At 64.2% G+C, this 19,602-nt stretch carries 20 protein-coding genes; 7 read left to right on the top strand and 13 right to left on the bottom strand.

The window, feature by feature from the left end; all coding sequences use genetic code 11:
- Positions 1-30: 30 nt before the first annotated feature.
- Entirely contained in the window at positions 31-663 is a 633-nt protein-coding gene (gene lolB, locus BC1002_RS01570; RefSeq protein WP_013088320.1) for a lipoprotein insertase outer membrane protein LolB, read from the bottom strand.
- On the bottom strand, positions 663-2,504 hold the full coding sequence (locus BC1002_RS01575; protein WP_013088321.1) for a tetratricopeptide repeat protein: 1,842 nt from the start codon (positions 2,502-2,504) through the stop codon (positions 663-665). Before BC1002_RS01575 ends, lolB begins: the two co-directional genes overlap by 1 nt.
- 87 nt (positions 2,505-2,591) lie before the next feature.
- Here BC1002_RS01575 and mutM point away from each other — a divergent pair, with 87 nt between their 5' ends.
- Positions 2,592-3,422: a bifunctional DNA-formamidopyrimidine glycosylase/DNA-(apurinic or apyrimidinic site) lyase gene (mutM, locus tag BC1002_RS01580; protein WP_013088322.1), complete on the top strand. Its 831-nt coding sequence runs from the start codon at positions 2,592-2,594 to the stop codon at positions 3,420-3,422.
- A gap of 7 nt (positions 3,423-3,429) precedes the next feature.
- Positions 3,430-4,563, top strand: coding sequence for an A/G-specific adenine glycosylase (mutY, locus tag BC1002_RS01585; protein ID WP_013088323.1), 1,134 nt, complete (start codon positions 3,430-3,432; stop codon positions 4,561-4,563).
- A gap of 21 nt (positions 4,564-4,584) precedes the next feature.
- Here the strand turns inward: mutY and BC1002_RS01590 are convergent, their stop codons facing one another.
- The 11 genes from BC1002_RS01590 to kdsD all read right to left on the bottom strand — a co-directional run bounded on the left by BC1002_RS01590 (position 4,585) and on the right by kdsD (position 14,025).
- Positions 4,585-5,220, bottom strand: coding sequence for an LON peptidase substrate-binding domain-containing protein (locus tag BC1002_RS01590; protein ID WP_013088324.1), 636 nt, complete (start codon positions 5,218-5,220; stop codon positions 4,585-4,587).
- Between the two features lie 39 nt (positions 5,221-5,259).
- A complete protein-coding gene (gene rapZ / locus BC1002_RS01595; RefSeq protein WP_041734268.1) occupies positions 5,260-6,153 on the bottom strand; it encodes an RNase adapter RapZ in 894 nt (297 codons plus the stop codon).
- Positions 6,154-6,251: 98 nt separating this feature from the next.
- Positions 6,252-7,220 carry an HPr(Ser) kinase/phosphatase gene (gene hprK / locus BC1002_RS01600; protein ID WP_008921706.1) on the bottom strand — a complete coding sequence of 323 codons (969 nt, stop codon included), beginning with the start codon at positions 7,218-7,220 and terminating at the stop codon, positions 6,252-6,254.
- Between the two features lie 80 nt (positions 7,221-7,300).
- The gene (locus BC1002_RS01605) at positions 7,301-7,816 is read right to left on the bottom strand and encodes a PTS sugar transporter subunit IIA (protein WP_013088326.1); all 516 of its coding nucleotides are present in this window, start codon (positions 7,814-7,816) and stop codon (positions 7,301-7,303) included.
- Positions 7,817-8,158: 342 nt separating this feature from the next.
- Complete coding sequence (gene hpf, locus BC1002_RS01610) at positions 8,159-8,515, bottom strand: ribosome hibernation-promoting factor, HPF/YfiA family (RefSeq protein WP_008921708.1); 357 nt, start codon at positions 8,513-8,515, stop codon at positions 8,159-8,161.
- Positions 8,516-8,685: 170 nt separating this feature from the next.
- Complete coding sequence (locus tag BC1002_RS01615) at positions 8,686-10,203, bottom strand: RNA polymerase factor sigma-54 (RefSeq protein WP_013088327.1); 1,518 nt, start codon at positions 10,201-10,203, stop codon at positions 8,686-8,688.
- Positions 10,204-10,392: 189 nt separating this feature from the next.
- Positions 10,393-11,169, bottom strand: a complete 777-nt coding sequence (gene lptB, locus BC1002_RS01620) for an LPS export ABC transporter ATP-binding protein (RefSeq protein WP_085951680.1) — start codon at positions 11,167-11,169, stop codon at positions 10,393-10,395.
- A gap of 17 nt (positions 11,170-11,186) precedes the next feature.
- Entirely contained in the window at positions 11,187-11,858 is a 672-nt protein-coding gene (gene lptA / locus BC1002_RS01625) for a lipopolysaccharide transport periplasmic protein LptA (RefSeq protein WP_013088329.1), read from the bottom strand.
- A 39-nt stretch (positions 11,859-11,897) separates the two neighbouring features.
- The gene (gene lptC, locus BC1002_RS01630) at positions 11,898-12,485 is read right to left on the bottom strand and encodes an LPS export ABC transporter periplasmic protein LptC (protein WP_013088330.1); all 588 of its coding nucleotides are present in this window, start codon (positions 12,483-12,485) and stop codon (positions 11,898-11,900) included.
- Complete coding sequence (locus tag BC1002_RS01635; RefSeq protein WP_013088331.1) at positions 12,482-13,042, bottom strand: KdsC family phosphatase; 561 nt, start codon at positions 13,040-13,042, stop codon at positions 12,482-12,484. Before BC1002_RS01635 ends, lptC begins: the two co-directional genes overlap by 4 nt.
- Positions 13,042-14,025 carry an arabinose 5-phosphate isomerase KdsD gene (gene kdsD, locus BC1002_RS01640; RefSeq protein WP_013088332.1) on the bottom strand — a complete coding sequence of 328 codons (984 nt, stop codon included), beginning with the start codon at positions 14,023-14,025 and terminating at the stop codon, positions 13,042-13,044. Before kdsD ends, BC1002_RS01635 begins: the two co-directional genes overlap by 1 nt.
- Positions 14,026-14,230: 205 nt before the next feature.
- Between kdsD and BC1002_RS01645 the strand changes: the two genes are divergently transcribed.
- From BC1002_RS01645 to purU, 5 genes are all read left to right on the top strand, one after another.
- Positions 14,231-16,228, top strand: coding sequence for a monovalent cation:proton antiporter family protein (locus BC1002_RS01645; RefSeq protein WP_041734524.1), 1,998 nt, complete (start codon positions 14,231-14,233; stop codon positions 16,226-16,228).
- Between the two features lie 81 nt (positions 16,229-16,309).
- On the top strand, positions 16,310-16,876 hold the full coding sequence (locus tag BC1002_RS01650) for an adenine phosphoribosyltransferase (RefSeq protein WP_013088334.1): 567 nt from the start codon (positions 16,310-16,312) through the stop codon (positions 16,874-16,876).
- 164 nt (positions 16,877-17,040) lie between these two features.
- Positions 17,041-17,655: a LysE family translocator gene (locus BC1002_RS01655; protein ID WP_013088335.1), complete on the top strand. Its 615-nt coding sequence runs from the start codon at positions 17,041-17,043 to the stop codon at positions 17,653-17,655.
- A gap of 71 nt (positions 17,656-17,726) precedes the next feature.
- A complete protein-coding gene (locus tag BC1002_RS01660) occupies positions 17,727-18,590 on the top strand; it encodes an NUDIX hydrolase (protein ID WP_013088336.1) in 864 nt (287 codons plus the stop codon).
- Between the two features lie 84 nt (positions 18,591-18,674).
- On the top strand, positions 18,675-19,544 hold the full coding sequence (gene purU / locus BC1002_RS01665) for a formyltetrahydrofolate deformylase (protein WP_013088337.1): 870 nt from the start codon (positions 18,675-18,677) through the stop codon (positions 19,542-19,544).
- Positions 19,545-19,602: the final 58 nt, after the last annotated feature.

Here is a 19,602-nt window from a genome sequence, read left to right on the forward strand (position 1 = left end):
TGCCGGGACAAACGCCCCAGCAACAACGACTCACTGATCCAGCACGAGCTTGATGTCGAGCGGCGGCTCCGAGCGGCTCAGATTGACGCGCTTCACGCCGGTGGCTGGCGCGTCGGCATAGGCGACATAGTCGATCGTCCAGCCGTCCTGGGTGATCTGCTTCAGGCGTGACGGCTGCTCGGGATCCTTCTCGGTCTGCGCGCGCGATGTCGGCGCCGGCGACGGCTGCAACCAGTAGCGCAACCCTTCGACCGGCAGCGTGAAGCCGAGCGCGTTCTGCATCAGCGTCGACACGTTATCGGCGGTGAGCGGCAGGCGGTTCGGCAACTCGAGGGTCGCAGACGCCGGCGACGAGGTCACGATAGCCAGAGTCTGGCCGAGCGGATTGCGCAATTGCAGCGTTACGGTGTCGCCCGTTTCCTGCCACGAGAAATTGCCGTAGGCGTTGCGCTGCTGGCCGTTCTGGTCGTTGTACTGAACCGCGAAGCGGCCCTGATACGAGCGACTCGTCTGCGCGGTGACTTCGGTCGCGGCATTCGACGTGGACGGCCCCTGCGGCTTTACCGACGCGCAGCCCGCCAACGCGACAACCGCTGCCGCCGCGCAACTAAGCGCGATGCCGCGCGGCGCCATGGAAAAAGAAATCAAACGGGAAAGACGCATCAAAGATCGTTTACCTGAAGACGTTGCAACGTTTTGACGAGAGTCTCGTTGTTGGGTTCGAGCTTGCGCGCCTCGCGGAACGCGGCGCGCGCCTGTTCCTGCTCGCCGGACTTCCACAGCACTTCGCCAAGGTGCGCGCCGATCTCGGCGTTCGGCTGGAGGCTGTATGCCTTGCGCAGCAGCTTGATCGCATCGGCCGTGTTACCCATCCGGTACTTGACCCAGCCGACGCTGTCCATGATGAACGCATCGTTCGGTGCAAGGGCCGAGGCCTTCTCGACCAGCTTGTCCGCCTCCGGCAGGCGCTGGTTGCGATCGGCGAGCGAATAGCCGAGCGCGTTATACGCCTGCGGGTTGTCCGGCTGCGTCTGGATCAGCTTGCGCAACTGCGCTTCCATGACGTCGTAATGGCCGGTTTTCTCGGCGGCCATCGCATAGTCGTAGGTGAGGTCGGGGTCGTCGGGAAAGTTCGCCGTGGCTTGCTGCAGACGCGCTTCGGCCTCCGGGTAGCGCTTCGCGTCGAACAGGATCGCTGCATCGGTGCGCGCGATCAGCGCCACGTCACGCGGATCGGCGGTCTGCAAGTTGGCGAGCAACTGGCGCGCCTCGTCGGTCTTGCCCTGCTTGGCGAGCAGTTGCGCGCGCGTGATCTGCGCGGCCAGGTATTGCTGACTCGCAGGCGATATCTTGTTCAGCCAGTCACCCGCGGCCCCCTCATTCTTCTGTTCTAGCGCTAGCTGCGCGAGATAGATGTAGGCCTGGCCCGCATCGGCGCCCGGCGTCTTCTCAGCCTGCTGCGCGTATTGAATCAGATAGGTCTGCGCTTCGGGGAGATTCTTCTGCTGGATCTTGATCAGCGCGAGCGCCATCAACGGCGTCAAGTCGTTGGCGTTTGCCTTGCGCATGATCTCGAACTGCTTCTGCGCGTCGTCGAGACGGTCGCTCGCGAGATACATCTGCGCGAGCGCGAGCCGCGCGTCATGCGATTTCGGATTCTGCTGCACGTACTTTTCGAGCGACGCGATGCCTTCCTTGCGCTCCTCCGGGCCCATTTGCGACAGCACCAACGCCGCGGGCAGATAGTCGGGCTTGATCGTGAGCGCCTGCTCGAGCGACTTGCGCGCACCCGGCGCGTCGTCGGCCAGCAACTGCTGGCGTGCGACGGCCAGTTGCGCTTCCGGCCGGTTCATATCGTTCTTCAGCAGCTCCTGCAACACGTGCAGGCCACCGACGCGGTTCGGCCCGCGCGACAACAGCAATTGCAGCGCGAGGATCGCGCTGCCGCGATTTTCCTCCGGTACCTTCGCGAGTTCCTGCGACAGGATCGGCGCAGCATCGTCGGGCTTGCCGGACAGCACGAGCAGCGACGCGTCGAGCTGTGCGGCGCGTTCCGAACCGGGTGCGTACTGTTGCCACAGTTGCGCGGCGGCGAGCGCGTCTGACGGGCTCTGCGCGGCCAGCGCAATTTCGGTGGCGCGTTGCGCCATGCGCGGGTCGTGCGTGTCGCGCGCGAGCGCGAGGTAGGTCTGATAGGCCGGTGCCGGCTGGTCGCGCTGCAACGCGATCTCGGCGGCCAGCACCTGGAAGACGATCTGGCTCGACAGCGGCACCCCGGGCAGCGACTTTTCGTCTTCAGGGCTTGACGGACCCAGCGGGTCCGGCATCGTGACCGACGTGTCGTCGGAATCTGGCGACGGGTCCTGCGCATGCGCGGGCACGGCGGCCAGCGCCCACAATGCGAGCGCAGCTGCGCCAAGCATCCGGCGAGCGGACACGGCGAGCGGCACGTTGGACACGCGCGCGCGGCGCTTTGAAAGCAGCTTCACGAAGGACACGTTCATGGAAATCCGTTCAATGTTTCAGTCGATTGTAACGCGCTCGCTACAATACGCGCACAACCACTCACGCAAGTAGCAGACCAATCAGCCATGCCAGAGTTGCCAGAAGTCGAGGTTACCCGACGAGGGATCGAACCGTATGTGTCCGGGCGCAAGGTTGAGCGCGTCGACGTGCGGACGGCCACGTTGCGCTGGCCAATTCCGGCCGACCTTGCGAAAACCTTGCGTGGCCATGTGGTGCGCAAAGTCGAGCGACGCGGCAAGTATCTGCTGTTCGAAATCGACGCAGGGTGGTTCATCGTGCACCTCGGCATGACGGGCACGTTGCGCGTTCTGCGTCATGTGCCGCATCCGCCGGCCGCGGCGAAGCACGATCATGTCGACTGGATCTTCGACGACTTCATCTTGCGCTATCGTGATCCGCGCCGCTTCGGCGCGGTGCTGTGGCATCCCCGTGAAGAAGGCGACATCCTCGAACATCCGCTGCTCGCGAGCCTTGGCGTCGAGCCTTTCTCGCCGGCGTTTTCGGGCGCGCAGATGCATCGGTTGACGCGCGGGCGCAAGGTGTCGGTGAAGCAGGCTTTGCTGGCGGGCGACATCGTGGTCGGCGTGGGCAATATCTACGCGTCGGAGAGTCTCTTTCGCGCGGGCATCCGGCCCACCACCGCGGCGGGCCGGGTGTCGCTCGTGCGTTATGAGCTGCTCGCCGATGCCGTGCGTGTGACGCTCGCCGCCGCGATCGACAAAGGCGGCAGCACGCTGCGCGATTTCGTCGGCAGCAACGGCGAAAGCGGCTATTTCCAGCTCGACTACTTCGTCTATGATCGGGCGGGCCTGCCATGCCGCGTGTGTGGAACGCCAATCAAACAGATCGTGCAGGGACAACGCTCCACGTACTTCTGTCCCACTTGCCAGCGCTAGATTCTCGATGCCTTCCCGCCTGACTCCAACGACCGCCGTGCGCTCCAGCACGTCCGACGCCACGCCCGCATTCACGCCGATGCCCGATTTTTCCGCGCGCCTGATCGCGTGGCAGCGCCAGCATGGCCGCCACGATCTGCCGTGGCAGAGCACGCGTGACCCGTATCGGATCTGGCTGTCCGAAATCATGCTGCAGCAGACCCAGGTCTCGACGGTAATTCCCTACTACGCGAAATTTCTCGGGCGATTCCCGGATGTTGCCGCGCTCGCCGCGGCGCCGTCCGATGACGTGATGGCGCTGTGGGCCGGCCTCGGCTACTACACGCGCGCGCGCAATCTGCATCGCTGCGCCCAGGTCGTCGTCGAGCGGCATGGCGGCGCGTTTCCGGTCTCAGTCGATGAACTCGCCGAACTGCCCGGCATTGGCCGCTCGACGGCCGCGGCGATCGCGTCGTTCGCGTTCGGCGCGCGCGCGACGATTCTCGATGGCAACGTCAAGCGCGTGCTCGCGCGCGTGTTCGGCGTAGAAGGTTTTCCGGGGGAGAAGAAGGTCGAGAACTCGATGTGGACGCTCGCGGAATCACTATTGCCGTCGAATGCGTCGAACGCGGAGGTCAGCGCCTACACGCAGGGCTTGATGGATCTTGGCGCGACGTTGTGCGTGCGCGGCAAACCCGATTGCACTCGCTGTCCGTTCGCGCCCGACTGCGTCGCCAACGTCACCGGACGTCAGCGCGAATTGCCGACCGCTCGCCCGAAGAAAGCGGTGCCGACGCGCCGTACGTGGATGCTGGTGCTGCGCGACGGCAACGCGGTGATGCTCGAGCGGCGTCCGCCGTCGGGCATCTGGGGCGGTCTGTGGAGTCTGCCCGAAGCGGCCGACGAAGCGACGCTGGCCGAGCGGGCGCGCGCGTTCGGCAGCGATGGCGAGGTGTCAGCGCTGGCGTCGTTCTCGCACGTGTTCACGCATTTCAAGCTCGATATCGAACCGCGGCTTGCCGAGCTCGATCGCGATGTCGGCGCTCTGGCCGCGCTCAACGATGCGGACACCGCCTGGGTTGCGCTCAGCGATCTCGATTCGTTCGGCGTGCCGGCGCCGGTGCGCAAGCTGCTCGCCAGCCTGCATGGTTCGTTGATCTAGCGGAAGGACGACTTCAGGATTTCACAGCAACTGATGCTGCTGCATGTAGTGATGCACGACGTCGATGCGCGCGCCGGCGTCGGTCAGTTCCATCAGCTTTTGACGCGCGCGCAACGCAATTGGCAGCACCTCGGCGAGACGGTTGGACACCCACGACGGATCATCGAGCCGGAACGGCTCCGCGAACGGCAGGCTGTCCGGATCGCGTTCGCGGATCGTCGCGATGATCCGCTCGAGCACTTCCGCGCACGCGCCGAATTTAGCCAACAGCTCATTGCCTTCTAGCGGGAGATCATCGGCGAGCGGTTCGGCCATGCCGACCAGCAGACCACTCGCTTCGACGCGATGCGACAACAGACGAAAGCGCTTCGTGCCGCGTGCGCGAATTAGCAACATGCCGAATGCCTCGACGTCGCACTCGTCGATTTCGGCGAGGCAGCCGATCGTTTCGGGCACCGAAGGTTCTTCCTCACGCGCGACTTCGGCGCCGCTTTTCAGCATGCACACGCCGAACGGTGTTTTTTCGCGCAGGCAGTCACGCGCCATGTCGAGGTAGCGCGCTTCGAAGATCTTTAGCGGCAGCAAGCCATCGGGAAATAGCACCGTATGCAGCGGAAACAGCGGCAAATCGGCGTACACAGTAGGCGTAGAGGACATGGCGCAACGCTTCGGGTTAAGGCCGCGCGATGCGGCCGGTTAAGCCACCAGCTTCGATGATTCGCCGACGTCGACCGGCGCATCGCGGTGCCGCACAATCACATTCGCCGACGTTGCGAGACGCGCGGCAAGCGTCTCCGCGATGAATACCGAGCGGTGCTGGCCGCCCGTGCAACCGATTGCCACGGTCAGATAGCTGCGATTGTCGTCGCGGAAATGCGGCAGCCACTTGGACAGATACTTTTCGATGTCGTCGATCATCTCGTGGACGACCGGCTGTGCATCGAGAAAATCCATCACCGGCTTGTCGAGGCCGGTGAGCGGCCTCAATTCATGATCGTAGTATGGGTTCGGCAGCGTGCGTACGTCGAATACGAAATCCGCGTCGAGCGGTACGCCGCGCTTGAAGCCGAACGACTCGAACATCAGCACGAGACCTGCGTCCTCTTGCTCGATGAAGCGCTTGACCCAAGCGCGCAGCACGTTCGCGCGCAGATTGCTCGTGTCGATCTGATGGCCGAATTCGGCAAGTCCCGCGACCAGTTCGCGCTCGCGTTCGATCGCTTCGGCGAGCGACGTGAGCAGGCCAACGTCCGCGTCGTGCGCGGGCGAGCCGGACAACGGATGGCGGCGACGTGTTTCGGAAAAGCGTTGAATCAGCGACTGCGTGCTCGCGCTCAGGAACAGCACGCGCACGTCGTGCGAGCGCTTGAGGTCGCGAATCATCGCGGGCATTTCGTCGAGCGATGAACCGGAGCGCGCGTCGATCGCGACCGCGAGACGGTCCTGGCCGTCCGCGGCGAGGTAGGTGGCGAGTTGCTGCAGAAAACGCGGCGGCAGATTGTCGACGCAGTAATAACCCGCGTCTTCGAGCGCGTTCAGGGCAACCGATTTGCCGGAGCCGGAGATACCGGTGATCAGGATTATGCGCATGGAGTCGTCGAAAGCGTAGATTTCATCATAGCATCTGGCCTCCATGCGCGTGCCCGCGTCCTGCCTTCTGCGGGCGCTTCATGGCGCTGTGGCCGGCTTCAGATCAGCTTGCCGGGAAACTGGCTATCGGGATCCTGCATGGCAAGACGTTGCCGATCCATGAAATCGCGCAGCGTGTCGATCCCGCGCAACTGCAGGATCGTATTGCGCACGGCCGCTTCGACCAGCACCGCCAGGTTGCGGCCCGCGGCCACCTGGATCGTCACCTTGCTGATCGGCAAGCCGAGCACGTCGACGGTCTGGCTTTCCAGCGGCAGTCGCTGGAATTCGCCGTCAGGGCGGCGCACCAGCTGCACGATCAGCTTCAGTTTCATTTTGCGGCGCACGGCCGTTTCGCCGAAGATCGTCTTGATGTCGAGCAGACCGAGGCCGCGCACTTCGAGCAGGTTCTGCAACAGCGGCGGACAGCGTCCTTCGACGAAGTCCGGGCCGAGGCGCACGAAGTCGACCGCGTCGTCGGCGACGAGACCATGGCCGCGGCTGATCAGTTCGAGGCCGAGCTCGCTCTTGCCGAGACCCGAGTCGCCGGTCAGCAGCACGCCCATGCCGAGGATGTCGAGAAACACGCCGTGCAGCGTCGCGCGCGGCGCGAGAATGCGCGACATATAGAGACGCAGACTATCGATCACCGCGGCCGCCGAGGTCGGCGTCGTGAACAGCGGCGTCGACGAACGCGTGCAGCGCAGCACAAGCTCGGGCGGCGCCGCGACACCGCCCGCGACGACGAGAAACGGTGGCTCCAGCGCGATCAACTCGGCCATATGGCGCGAGCGGTCTTCATCGGTCTGACGTTTGTAGTAGTCGATTTCTGCATCGCCGAGCACCTGGATCCGGTTAGGGTGGATCAGGTTCAGGTGGCCGACGAGGTCGGCGCTCGACGTGGCATTGGCGACCGATTCCGAAGAAAAGCCGCGCTCCCAGCCCTCATGCCCCGTGAGCCAGCTGAGCTTCAGCATGGCGGCGTTGTCGTCGAAAATGCTCTGGGCGTTGATGCTGGACGTATCCATGAGTCAGTGACTCCAGTGTTAGCCGCTTGCCGGGCCTTACCTGCGTGTGTGCGCGCGTATGAACTACCGCCGCCGTTGCATCAAGGTTGCCACTGAGTGAGCAGGCGATGCAACGATTCGCGGTCTTCTTCAGTGTGCAGCCGCTCGCGGGCGTCGCGATCGGACAGCAATTGCGCGATTTCGGAAAGAATTTCGAGGTGCTGTTGAGTGGCCTGTTCGGGGACGAGCAGGAAGATCAGCAGCGAGACCGGCTGGCCGTCCGGCGCTTCGAACGGGATGGGTTCCGCGAGTCTGACGAATGCGGCGAGCGGTTGCTTGAGGCCCTTGATCCGCCCATGCGGAATCGCGACGCCTTCGCCGAGCCCGGTCGAGCCGAGTCGTTCTCGCGCAAAAAGATTGTCTGTGACGGTACTTCGGGCGATGCCGTTCTGGTTCTCGAAGATCAGGCCCGCTTGCTCGAACACGCGTTTCTTGCTGGTGACCGATAGTCCGATGACGACGTTCTCGAGGGGAAGAAATTTGGCTAAACGATTCATGTTGACAGGCGAAAACGTGGCCTGAGTTCTCCCCAACGGGGCGGTTGAGTGACGTTCCATTCGTTCGATGCTGGCGAAGACGGACAGTGAGAGTCGATCGCGAAAGCGTGAGATTCCGACCGGCCGTACTTCATCAGAACTGGCTTGACCCCGATGGTAACCGGAACATTATAGAACAGGGTGACAGCCGATGGTGCGGCGCGCCATCTATGCATATCAGGTTTTTCACCGCTTGCGGCGCGGGACATGTCGCGCTGCGCAAGCGTCTGCGGGAATGGTCGAGCCTGGCCTCGGCGAGGGCGCGCCGGCGTTGAGCGCGAGCCGGGCACTGAAACGAAAAACCGCCCGGTTGCGGGCGGCTTGACGGGTTTCAGGGAAATCAGGAATTTCCTCTAATTTCTGCTATTGCGGCGGCACGTCTAGTTGCGGCGCCGGCTGATACTTGATCGCTTCGTGCTGATGGCCTTGCAGGCGGTCCTTGTGGCGTATCACCTGTCTGTCGAGCTTGTCGATCATTAGATCGATCGCAGCGTACAAATCACTGTCACAACTCTCGACGAAAATATCCTTGCCCTTCAGGTGGAGGTTGATTTCCACCTTTTGACGCTTCTCCTTTTCCTTATGGTTGTCGACCGAGAGGACCACACTGCCGTCGATGACCTGGTCGAAATGTCTTAGCACCCTGTCCAGTTTGGTGATCACGTATTCGCGCAACGCAGGCGTTACTTCGAGGTGGTGTCCACTGATCTTGAGATTCATAGTGCTTCTCCAAGCTAATGGCCGCTTGGTCCGCACAATGACAAAGGTCCGGTCGATCTGACGGCTTGCCTGTGTCGCCCCCCGGTGACGGACATCTGGCAGGTCGCAGCGGCCGGCCTGTCCGCCAGGTGCGGAGCGGCCGGTAAATGCCCGCTGCAAAACGCGGCGGGCTACAGAGACTTGCGCAGGTTGACTGCCGGGATTTTGAGCGCCTCACGGTATTTCGCAACGGTACGTCGTGCGACCACGAAGCCCTGTTCCGCCAGCAGTTCGGCTATGCGACTGTCTGAAAGTGGCGATTTCGGGTTTTCCGCTCCTATCAGTTGTTTGATCAGCGCGCGAATGGCCGTGGAGGAGGCCGCGCCGCCGGTGTCCGTCGAAACATGTGAGCCGAAAAAGTACTTGAATTCCAGCGTCCCGAAAGGGGTCAGCATGTATTTACCGGTTGTCACACGCGAGACAGTCGACTCGTGTAGGCCCAGCGTATCAGCTATTTCCCGCAAAACCAAGGGGCGCATGGCGATTTCGCCATGCACAAAAAAGCTCTTTTGACGCTCGACAATTGCCTGCGCAACTCGCAGGATCGTCTCGAAACGCTGCTGGATATTTTTGATCAGCCACCGAGCTTCCTGCAGTTGCTGCCGCAACGAACCACTGCCCGGATCGCCGCGGTTGTTGCGCAGAATATTCGCGTACAGATGGTTAATCCGCAGCTTCGGAACTACCTCGGGATTCAGCTCCGCCTGCCAGCCCTGTGCCGTTTTGCGCACCATGATGTCGGGCACAACGTAGTCCGCTTCGGCCTTGCCGTAGGCGGCGCCCGGAAATGGTTCGAGCGAGCGGATCAGCGCATGCGCGTCGCGCAGATCGTCGTCGCTGGCTTTCAGGTGCTTGCGCAGCCGCGTGAAATCGCGCGCGGCGAGCAACTCCAGGTAACGGCCGACAATGTCTAGCGCAAGCGTGCGCGTGGGCGACGGCTCGAGCCGCAGCAACTGCAGCTTCAGACATTCGGACGCGGAGCGCGCGCCGACACCGGGCGGGTCGAAGCTATGCAGCAGCGCAAGCGCGGCGTTCAGTTCGTCGACATCGACTTCGAGTTCTTCGGGCAAGTCGGCCAGCACTTCTTCGAGCGTGGCGGCGAGATAGCCGTCGTCGTCCAGAGATTCGATCAGGAATGTGATGAGCGCGCGGTCGCGCTGGCTCGCCTGGGTGACACGTAGTTGCGCCATCAGGTGGTCGCGAAGAGACGTGCTCGATTCGTGGATTTGCAGCGGGGGCAGGTCGTCGTCGTCCGACGCGTTGCCGGAGCGGCCGTAGTCGTCGAGGTTCCACTGCGACGTGTCGCCGCCGCCGTCGCCCGAAAGGCCGTTGTATTCATCGACACCCTGCGGTTCGCCGCTTTCGGCGCGCTCGCCGTTGCCTTCGGACGACGTCGAACCGTTGCCGGCCATCGGATCGGCCGGCGCCGAGGAGCCCGGCGTCTGGGCGATCACGGAACCGTCGGCCGCAACCCGCAATGGGCTCGCGATCCACTCGTCTTCGTTTTCGAGGAGTGGATTCTGCGAGATCGCCATGGCGACTTCCTGCTGCAATTCGAGCGTCGACAACTGAAGCAGCCGGATGGACTGCTGCAGTTGCGGCGTCAGCGCAAGATGCTGCGATAGGCGGAGTTGGAGGCTGGCTTTCATGGCAAGTTGAGATTCATTGTAGAGAGTTTGCCACGACCGCGATACCTTGCGGCACACGCAATTTTTGGGTACGCCGAATTGGCGCGCCGCGCGGCGCCAGCCAGCGCCGCCTGACAACGAATGTGCGGGTGCCGCAAATTTTGGCGCCGCGGCCGGCCGCGCGCGCATGGCCGGGGACGCCGTGAGTGCTTACATGCGGAAGTGCTCGCCCAGATAGACGCGCCGCACGCTTTCGTTTTCGATGATGTCGCTAGGCGCGCCGGCGGCTAGCACGCTGCCGTCGCTGATGATGTACGCGTGATCGCAGATGCCGAGCGTTTCGCGCACGTTGTGGTCGGTAATCAGGACGCCGATATTGCGCTGCTTCAAGAACTTGACGATTTTCTGGATTTCCAGCACCGCGATCGGGTCGACGCCGGCGAACGGTTCGTCGAGCAGAATGAAGCTCGGATTGGTTGCCAGCGCGCGCGCAATTTCAACCCGACGACGCTCGCCGCCAGACAGCGACAGCGCCGGATTTTCACGCAGATGCGCGATCTGAAGCTCGTCGAGCAGCGCTTCGGTGCGTGACGTGATCACGTCTTTGCCGAGGCGCTTGCCGTTTTCGTCGTGCTGCAATTCCAGCACCGCGCGAATATTCTGCTCGACGGTCAACTTGCGGAATACCGACGCTTCCTGCGGCAGATACGACAGGCCGAGCGAGGCGCGCTTGTGAATGGGCAACAGGCTGATCGACTTGCCGTCCAGATCGATTTCGCCGGCGTCGAGCGGCACGAGGCCGACGATCATGTAGAAAGACGTGGTCTTGCCGGCGCCGTTCGGGCCGAGCAGGCCGACCACTTCGCCGCTCTTCACGTCGAGCGACACGTCCTTGACGACCGTGCGCGAGCCATAGCGCTTTTTCAGATTACGCACGACCAGCGAACTGCTGGTGCCGGCCGGCTTGCGATGGGGGAGCGGCGTGATGGTGCTGCTGACGGTGCTCACTGGTTCGGCGCTCCCTGAATCGAGTTGGACGGCGTGAGCGTGGCCGATGCGCCGGTCAGCGGCGCGGCGCCGGCGTTGCGCGGCGCCAGCATTGCGCGCACGCGGCCGGTTGGGTTGCCCGGACCTGCGACGTCCTTGCCCGCCTTGGCGGTGTAGAAGTCGTTCTGGCCGTCATAGGTGATCACGCTGCCGTGCACCTGGTCGAGCAGCGTCGTCATGCTCTGCAGGCGGCGCACCGTCGCGTTGGTGGTCAGCGTGGTCAGATCCTGCTTGCCGTCGTAGTCGATACGGATGGCCGTACCCTCGATGTATTCGTCGAGCCCTTCGCGCTTCTGGCGGAAATACGACAGATTGTTGCCGCTCGAGGTGCCGGTCGCGAACTGGTAGCCCTGCGGGTCTTGCGACACTTCGACGCGATCGGCCTTGATCAGGATCGTCCCTTTGGTCGCCACTACGTGGCCGGTAAAGATGCTGACCTGCCGCAGGTCGTCGTAGGTCATGTTGTCAGCTTCGATGTTCAGCGGCTTGTCCTTGTCGGCGCGGTCCGCGTGCGCGAGCGGCGCGAAGCCGACGAGCGGCAGCGCAACGACGAGCGCAGCGAGTGCGGCGCGGCACGCGGACAGCGCGCGCGAACGGCCGATATCAAAACGGGGGTGCGATTCGTTCATGCAGTCACGCCTGGAATGGATTACCCGGTATGCGTTGGCTTAGTGGCCGGAATCGGACGCGGCGATTGCGCCTCTTACATTGCCGAACAGCTGCATAAACCGGGTGACATTGTTGTATTTCATGCCGCTGGCAGTCATCACCGACATGCCGCGCTGAAGTTTAACTGGCTTTTCAGTCTCGATCACATCGTCGTTGACGAGGACCCTGAAATGCTCGGAATCGGCCTGCATCTGCGGATCGCCGCCGCCGGGCGCGCGCAGGATGCGGGCGTTCTGGTACAGGTTGACGATCGACGCATCCGCGTTGACCGTGCCGGTATCGCCGGTCGCGGTGACGATCGGCTTGCCGGGCTGGAACGCGCGCATGGCCGGCTTGACGAGGTCGCTCATTTCGTCGTCCTCGTAATGGATCAGCGACTGCGCGGTCAGCCGGTACTGCGTCGCGCCCGACTGGTCGAGCTCGGACACCGAGAAGTTGTCCGCGAAGTAGTCCGGCGTGTGCTCTTTCGAGCGCACCTCGTTGTCGGTCTTGCGCGGCAACGTGGCTTGTAGCAGCCACCACGTGATGCCGGCGAGCGCCGCCATCGCAATGAGCGGGATCAGCGAAGTCAGGCGAAACTGGTTCATCCCACGAGGCCCCGTTGCTCGCCGCTGCACGCCGCCGCAAGCAGTGCTTCATATTTGTGCTGCGCGCGCAGCAGCGTGTCGACAACTTCGCGTGCCGCGCCGTGGCCGCCGCGCGCCTCGCTGACCCAATGCGCGCGCGCGATCACTTCGGGATGCGAATTGGCCGGCGCGGCCGCGAAGCCGACCCGCAGCATCACCGCGAGATCGACCCAGTCGTCGCCCATGTAGCCGCAGTCCTCGGCGGCGAGGCAGGTTTTCTGTAGCAGGTCGGCGAACGCCGCAGGCTTGTCCTGCACGCCCTGATAGACGTGCGTGATGTTCAATTCTTTCACCCGTGCCGCCACGATGCCGGACTGGCGCCCGGTGATGATGGCCGTGTCGATGCCGGCCTGGCGCAGCAGCTTCATGCCGTGGCCGTCCATCGAGTTGAAGCCTTTCATCGTGTCGCCTTCCGCCGTGAACAGCAGTCCGCCGTCGGTCAGTACGCCGTCGACGTCGAAAATCATCAGCTTCACGCGGCTTGCGCGTTCGGTAGCGGTAGGGGGAGCAACGGCCATCAGATCACCTTCTTCGAAAACAGGTCGTGCATGTTGAGCGCGCCGATTAGCTTGCCCGATTCGTCGACGACCAGCATCTGATTGATACGATAGCGCTCCATCAGTTCCACGGCTTCGACCGCGAGTTGATCCGGCCCGATCGTGCGCGGGCCCGCGGTCATCACCGAACCGATCGGCAACTGGCGAAAATCGCCGTCGCGTTCGAGCACTCGGCGCAGGTCGCCATCCGTGAAGATGCCCGTCACACGGCCTTCGTGGTCGACGACCGAGGTCATGCCCATCCGTTTTGCGGTCAGCTGGAAGAGGGCATCGCTGACGGTCGCCTCGGGTGTGACCTGCGGCAACTGGTCGCCGGTGCGCATCACGTCGCGCACGTAGGTGAGCAGGCGTCGGCCGAGCGCGCCGCCCGGATGCGAGCGCGCGAAGTCGTCGCGACCGAAGCCACGCGCGTCGAGCACCGCGACCGCCAGCGCGTCACCGAGCGCGAGCGCGGCGGTGGTGCTGGCGGTGGGCGCGAGATTCATCGGACAGGCTTCCTTCGCGACGCCGGAATTCAGATGCACGTCCGCGAGTTGCGCGAGGCTGGAGCCCGGCCGGCCCGTCATCGCGATCAGCTTCGCGCCGATCCGCTTGATGAGCGGCAGGATCGCCATCAACTCTTCGGTTTCGCCCGAATTGGACAGCGCGAGGAAGACGTCGTCGGCGGTGACCATGCCGAGGTCGCCATGGCTCGCTTCCGCCGGATGCACGAAGAACGCGGGAGTGCCGGTGCTTGCCAGCGTGGCCGCAAGCTTGCGGGCTATGTGGCCTGATTTGCCGATGCCGGAGACGACCACGCGTCCACGGCAACCCAGGATGAAATCGACCGCGCCGACAAAACTGCCGTCGAGCTGGTCGCGAAGCGCGCGCACGGCGTCCGCTTCGATGTCGAGTACGTCGCGAGCAAGCGTGAGTGCCCTGTCGCCATTGATTTTCGCTATCATGCGCGGAGTATAGCAAAGGCGCCTGTTCGCCGCGCCGGGCCTGCTGTGCCGGGCTGCTGTCTTCGTCGGCCTGTCGATAGTCTCATTTGCAGCTGCTTTGCCGTTCTTTGGCAGCTTTTTGCCGGCCCCATCCATCATGTCGCACGGGGTTCTCGTGCGCGGTTCCGCTGACGAACGAGGACGCTTCACCCATGCGTTTTTGCCGATGATTTCCCCGCTGGAAATGACGCTGTTTCTGCTGCTGGCATCGGTGGCGGGCGTGGTGATCTTTCGCTTCCTGAATCTGCCGCCGATGCTCGGCTATCTGACGGTCGGCATCGTCGTCGGGCCGCATGCGTTCGGGCTGATTCCCGATTCTGCGGGGGCGCAGAACCTCGCGGAATTCGGCGTCGTATTCCTGATGTTCTCGATCGGGCTGGAGTTTTCGCTGGCCAAGTTGCGCACGATGCGCCGGCTCGTGTTCGGACTCGGCTTGCTGCAGGTGATCGGCACGGTCGCGGTGGCGGTGTCGCTCGGCTTCGTGCTGGAGCGCTGGGTGCATATCACGTGGCAGGCGTGCGTCGCGCTGGGCGGCGCGCTCGCGATGTCGTCGACCGCGATCGTCAGCAAGATGCTCGCGGAACGGCTCGAGATCGAAACCGAGCACGGCCGCAACATCTTTGGCGTGCTGCTGTTCCAGGATCTGGCGGTGGTGCCGTTGCTGATCATCATTTCGGCGCTCGGCGGCCGCTCGGAGAATCTGGTCAGCGCGCTCGGCATCGCGGCGATCAAGATCGTCGTGGCCCTCGCGCTGCTGCTGATCGTCGGGCAGCGCTTCATGACGCGCTGGTTCAACGTGGTCGCGCGGCGCCGCTCGCAGGAGCTGTTCATCCTCAATCTGCTGCTGGTGACGCTCGGCGCCGCGTTCATCACCGATAAATTCGGGCTGTCGCTCGCGCTCGGCGCGTTCATCGCCGGCATGCTGATCGCGGAGACGCCGTACCGGCATCAGGTGGAAGAGGACATCAAGCCGTTTCGCGACGTGCTGCTCGGGCTCTTCTTCGTGACCACCGGCATGCTGCTCAATCCGCGCGTGATCTGGGAGCATCCGCTCGTCGTGCTGGCCTTTTTCATCGGCCCGGTACTGCTGAAGGCGGTCATGATTACCGGCCTCGCGCGGCTTTTCGGCGCGACGCCGGGCGTCTCGATGCGCACCGGCATCGGTCTCGCGCAGGCGGGCGAGTTCGGCTTCGTGCTGCTGAACCTGATCCTCGACCGGCATCTGGTCGACGCGACGCTGTTGCAGGCGATTCTCGCCGCGATGCTGCTGTCGATGCTCGCCGCGCCGTTCATGATCCAGAACGCGGACCGCGTCGTGCTGCGGCTGTCGTCGACCGAATGGATGATGCAGTCGTTGCAGATGACGCGCATCGCGACGCAAAGCCTGAAGCAGAGCGGCCACGTGATCATCTGCGGCTATGGCCGCGCCGGGCAGAACCTCGCGCGGATGCTCGAGCATGAAGGGCTCTCTTATGTGGCGCTCGACCTCGATCCCGACCGTGTCGCGGCGGCCGCGGCGGCCGGTGAATCGGTCGTGTTCGGCGACGCGGGGCGGCGCGAGTCGCTGCTGGCGGCGGGCCTGCATCGCGCGGCCGCGATCGCGATCACCTACGCGAACACGCCGTCGGCACTGCGCGTGCTGCACAACATTCACGAGATGGAGCCGACGCTGCCGGTCATCGTCCGTACCGTCGACGACGCCGATCTGGAGAAGCTGCTCGCCGCCGGCGCGACGGAGGTGATCCCGGAGATCGTCGAGGGCAGCCTGATGCTCGCGTCGCATACGCTGGTCGTGATGGGTGTCCCGATGCGGCGCGTGGTGCGGCGCGTCGAGGAGATGCGCGACGAACGCTACTCGCTGTTGCGCGGCTATTTCCACGGCGCCGACGACATCGACGACGACGACGGCCACGAGCAGGTGCGGCTACAATCGGTGCCGGTCGACGAGAGCGCCGACGCGGTGGGCCGGACGCTCGCCGAGGTGGGCCTGTACGAACTCGGTGTCGAAGTGACCGCGATCCGCCGGCACGGCATCCGCGGTGTCGAACCGGACCCGTCGACGAAATTGCGCGCGAGCGACATCGTCGTGCTGCGCGGTCTGCCCGAGCAACTGGCGCAAGCCGAGGAGCGGCTGTCGAAGCATCGCCGCGCCGCGGCGGCCTGAACCCGTGAACCTGGCACGTTCTGGCGGGCGACCCTGATTCAAGCTTTTCACCGGACCTGTCGTGGTCCATCCGGAGACATCATGTCCAACGCGCTCGCGAGCGCGCCGCTCGATGCGGCCGACTACATCAGAAGTCACATTCGCACGGTGCCCGACTGGCCGCAGCCGGGCGTGCAGTTCCGCGACATCACGCCGCTGTTGCGCGAGCCGAAGTCGCTGCGCGTGCTGATCGACCTGTTCGTGCAGCGCTATATCGACGCGAAGCTCGACTACATTGCCGGGCTCGATGCGCGCGGCTTCATCATCGGGCCGATCGTTGCGCACGAGCTGAGCATCGGCTTCATCCCAGTTCGCAAGGCGGGCAAGCTGCCGTACAAGCGGATCTCGCAATCGTATGAACTGGAGTACGGCACCGCGACCGTAGAGATTCACGAGGATGCGTGCGAACCGGGCGACCGCGTCGTGATCATCGACGACCTGATCGCGACCGGCGGCACGATGATGGCCGGCAAGCTGCTGATCGAGCGGCTGGGCGCGGTCGTCGTGGAAGGCGCGGCGATCGTCGATCTGCCGGATCTGGGCGGCTCGAAGCTGTTGTGCGAGGGCGGCCTTGCGCTTTATACCGTGACGAGTTTCGGCGGTCACTGAGCCGGGAAGCCGTCGCGGCGCGCGCCGTGACGCGGGGTTAGTTTCTCGCCGTACTAGCAAGCAGTTAAGGCCGCACAAGCCTCGTTGGCCGCGCAAGGGCAACCGGGCTCAACGACACGGCTCCCACCAGGGCTCACCAACCGCCCAACCAGAAGGCCACCACGATGCCCAACTTCCTGCTGTTTCTCGCCACCTCGATCGCGATCACCGTGGCGCCCGGCCCGGACAATCTTCAGGTGCTCGCGCGCGGCATCTCGCAGGGCCGCGCGGCCGGCCTCGTCGCCGCGCTCGGCTTTGCCGCCGGCATCACGTTTCATACGACACTCGCGGCGCTCGGCGTCGCCGCGCTGCTGCGGTCATCGCCGCTCGCGTTCGAAGCGATCAAGCTCGCCGGCGCCGCGTATCTGGTGTGGATCGGCATCAAGGCGCTGCGCAGCCAGGGGCTCGCGACCGCGCACGAGCGTGCGCCGCAGCCGCTTTCGGCGGTGTTTCGCCAGAGCGTGCTTGGCAATCTGATGAATCCGAAGGTCACGCTGTTCTTCGTCGTGTTTCTGCCGCAGTTCGTGCAGCCGGGCGGCGCGCAGAGCGTGACTGTGCAGATGCTGGAGCTCGGCGCGTTGTTCATGCTGCAGACCGTCGTGGTGTTTTCGCTGTTCGGCGTGTGCGCCGGGATCATCGGCGGCTGGCTCAGACGGCGGCCGCGGGTGGGCCTGTGGCTCGATCGCGTGGCCGGCGCGACGTTCATCGCGATCGGCATTCGCGTCGCGCTGCGCGATTGACGCGCGTCACACAGCCCGTCCGCTTCGCTTTGCCCCGGTTCGCCACGACGGCGGACAGTTTGGAGTTTTCGATGACTTTGCCTTGCATCACCGCCGCGCGCCGCTTCGACGCGAACGCGCATCGGCCGTTTCTGATCGGCGCCGAACAGGTCGGCTGGATTCGCGAGCGCGACATGCAGCTGCTCGCGCACTGGCCCGACGTGTTCGAAATCACGAACGACGGCGTGACGCTCTCCGCCATCTTCGACACCGTCGATCTGCGCAGCGCGGCGCTCGCTTCCGTGATCGGCGCGCTCGCCGCCGACGGCCGCATCCCCGGCTGGCGCAACGAAACCTACGCGATCCGCAATGCGTTCGACGCGCCGCCGCTCGCGTATATCGAGCGCGCGGCGTCGCGTTTCTTCGGCACGATGACGTACGCGGTGCATCTGAACGGCGTCGTAGAATATGCGGAAGGTGGGGCGCCCCGCGGCGCGCCGCAATTGTGGATCGCGCGCCGCAGCGACACGAAGGCCACCGATCCCGGCATGCTCGATAACGTCGTCGCGGGCGGGATCGGCTGGGGCTTCGGCATCGCCGAAACGATCGTCAAGGAGTGCTGGGAAGAAGCGGGCATTCCAGCGGAGATCGCGGCGGTCGCGGTCGCGGGCCGCACCGCGCACGTGCTGCAATCGCTGCCGGAAGGCACGCAGGCCGAGCAGATCTTCATCTACGACCTCGCGCTGCCCGCCGACTTCGCGCCGCGCAACCAGGACGGCGAAGTGGGCGAACACCGGCTCGCGCGCATCGACGAAGTCGCGCGCTGGATCGAGGAAGGCGCACTGACCGTCGACGCCAGCCTCGCGACGCTCGATTGCCTGCTGCGCCGCCGCTGGATCGACGAGGACGCGTGCGAGGGCATCGGCGCGCTGTTCGCGCCGCCGGCGCTGGGCTAACTGACGCTCATCGGTCAGGCTCGCCCCGCGCAGCCAGTACCCACTGAAACAAATCACGCATTGAAGAAGGGAGTCACCGAGGTCATGTCGACCGATCACAGCTTTATCCTCAAACTGTCGTGCGCCGACCGGCCCGGCATCGTTCACGCCGTGTCGGGCTTTCTGTTCGAGCGGGGCAGCAATATTCTCGACTCCGCGCAGTTCGGCGACAGCCGCACCGGCGAGTTCTTCATGCGCGTGCATTTTCAGCAGGTGGGCGGCGATCCTGGACTCGACGCGCTGCGCGCGTCGTTCGTGGCGCTCGCCGAGCAGTTCGGCATGAGCTGGGAATTGCACGACGCGAACGTGAAGCCGCGCGTCGTGATCATGGTGTCGAAGATCGGCCACTGCCTGAACGATCTGCTGTTCCGCTACCGCACCGGTCAGCTGAACATCGACATTCCGGCGATCATTTCGAACCACAAGGAGTTCTACCAGCTCGCCGCGAGCTACGACATCCCGTTTCATCACTTCCCGCTGCTAGGCGGCACGCCCGAAGCGAAAACCGCGCAGGAAGCGCGCGTGCTCGAAGTGATCAACGAGCATCAGGCTGATCTCGTGGTGCTCGCGCGCTACATGCAGATTCTGTCGCCGAACCTGTGCAAGTCGCTCGCCGGCCGCGCGATCAACATCCACCACTCGTTCCTGCCGAGCTTCAAGGGCGCGAAGCCGTACTACCAGGCGTTCGACCGCGGCGTGAAGCTGATCGGCGCGACGGCTCACTATGTGACAACCGATCTCGACGAAGGTCCGATCATCGAGCAGGAAGTCGAGCGCGTGGACCACAGCATGACGCCGGAACAACTGACGGCGATCGGCCGCGACGTCGAGTGCGTGACGCTCGCGCGCGCGGTGAAGTGGCACGTCGAGCATCGCGTCGTGCTGAACGGCAGCAAGACCGTGGTGTTCCGCTAGGAATTGCGCCGGTAACACCGCGCCGGTCGAGGTCGGCGCGGTCCTTTCCCGGCTTACG

It is taken from the genome of Paraburkholderia atlantica (genome assembly GCF_000092885.1).
GTDB lineage: Bacteria > Pseudomonadota > Gammaproteobacteria > Burkholderiales > Burkholderiaceae > Paraburkholderia > Paraburkholderia atlantica.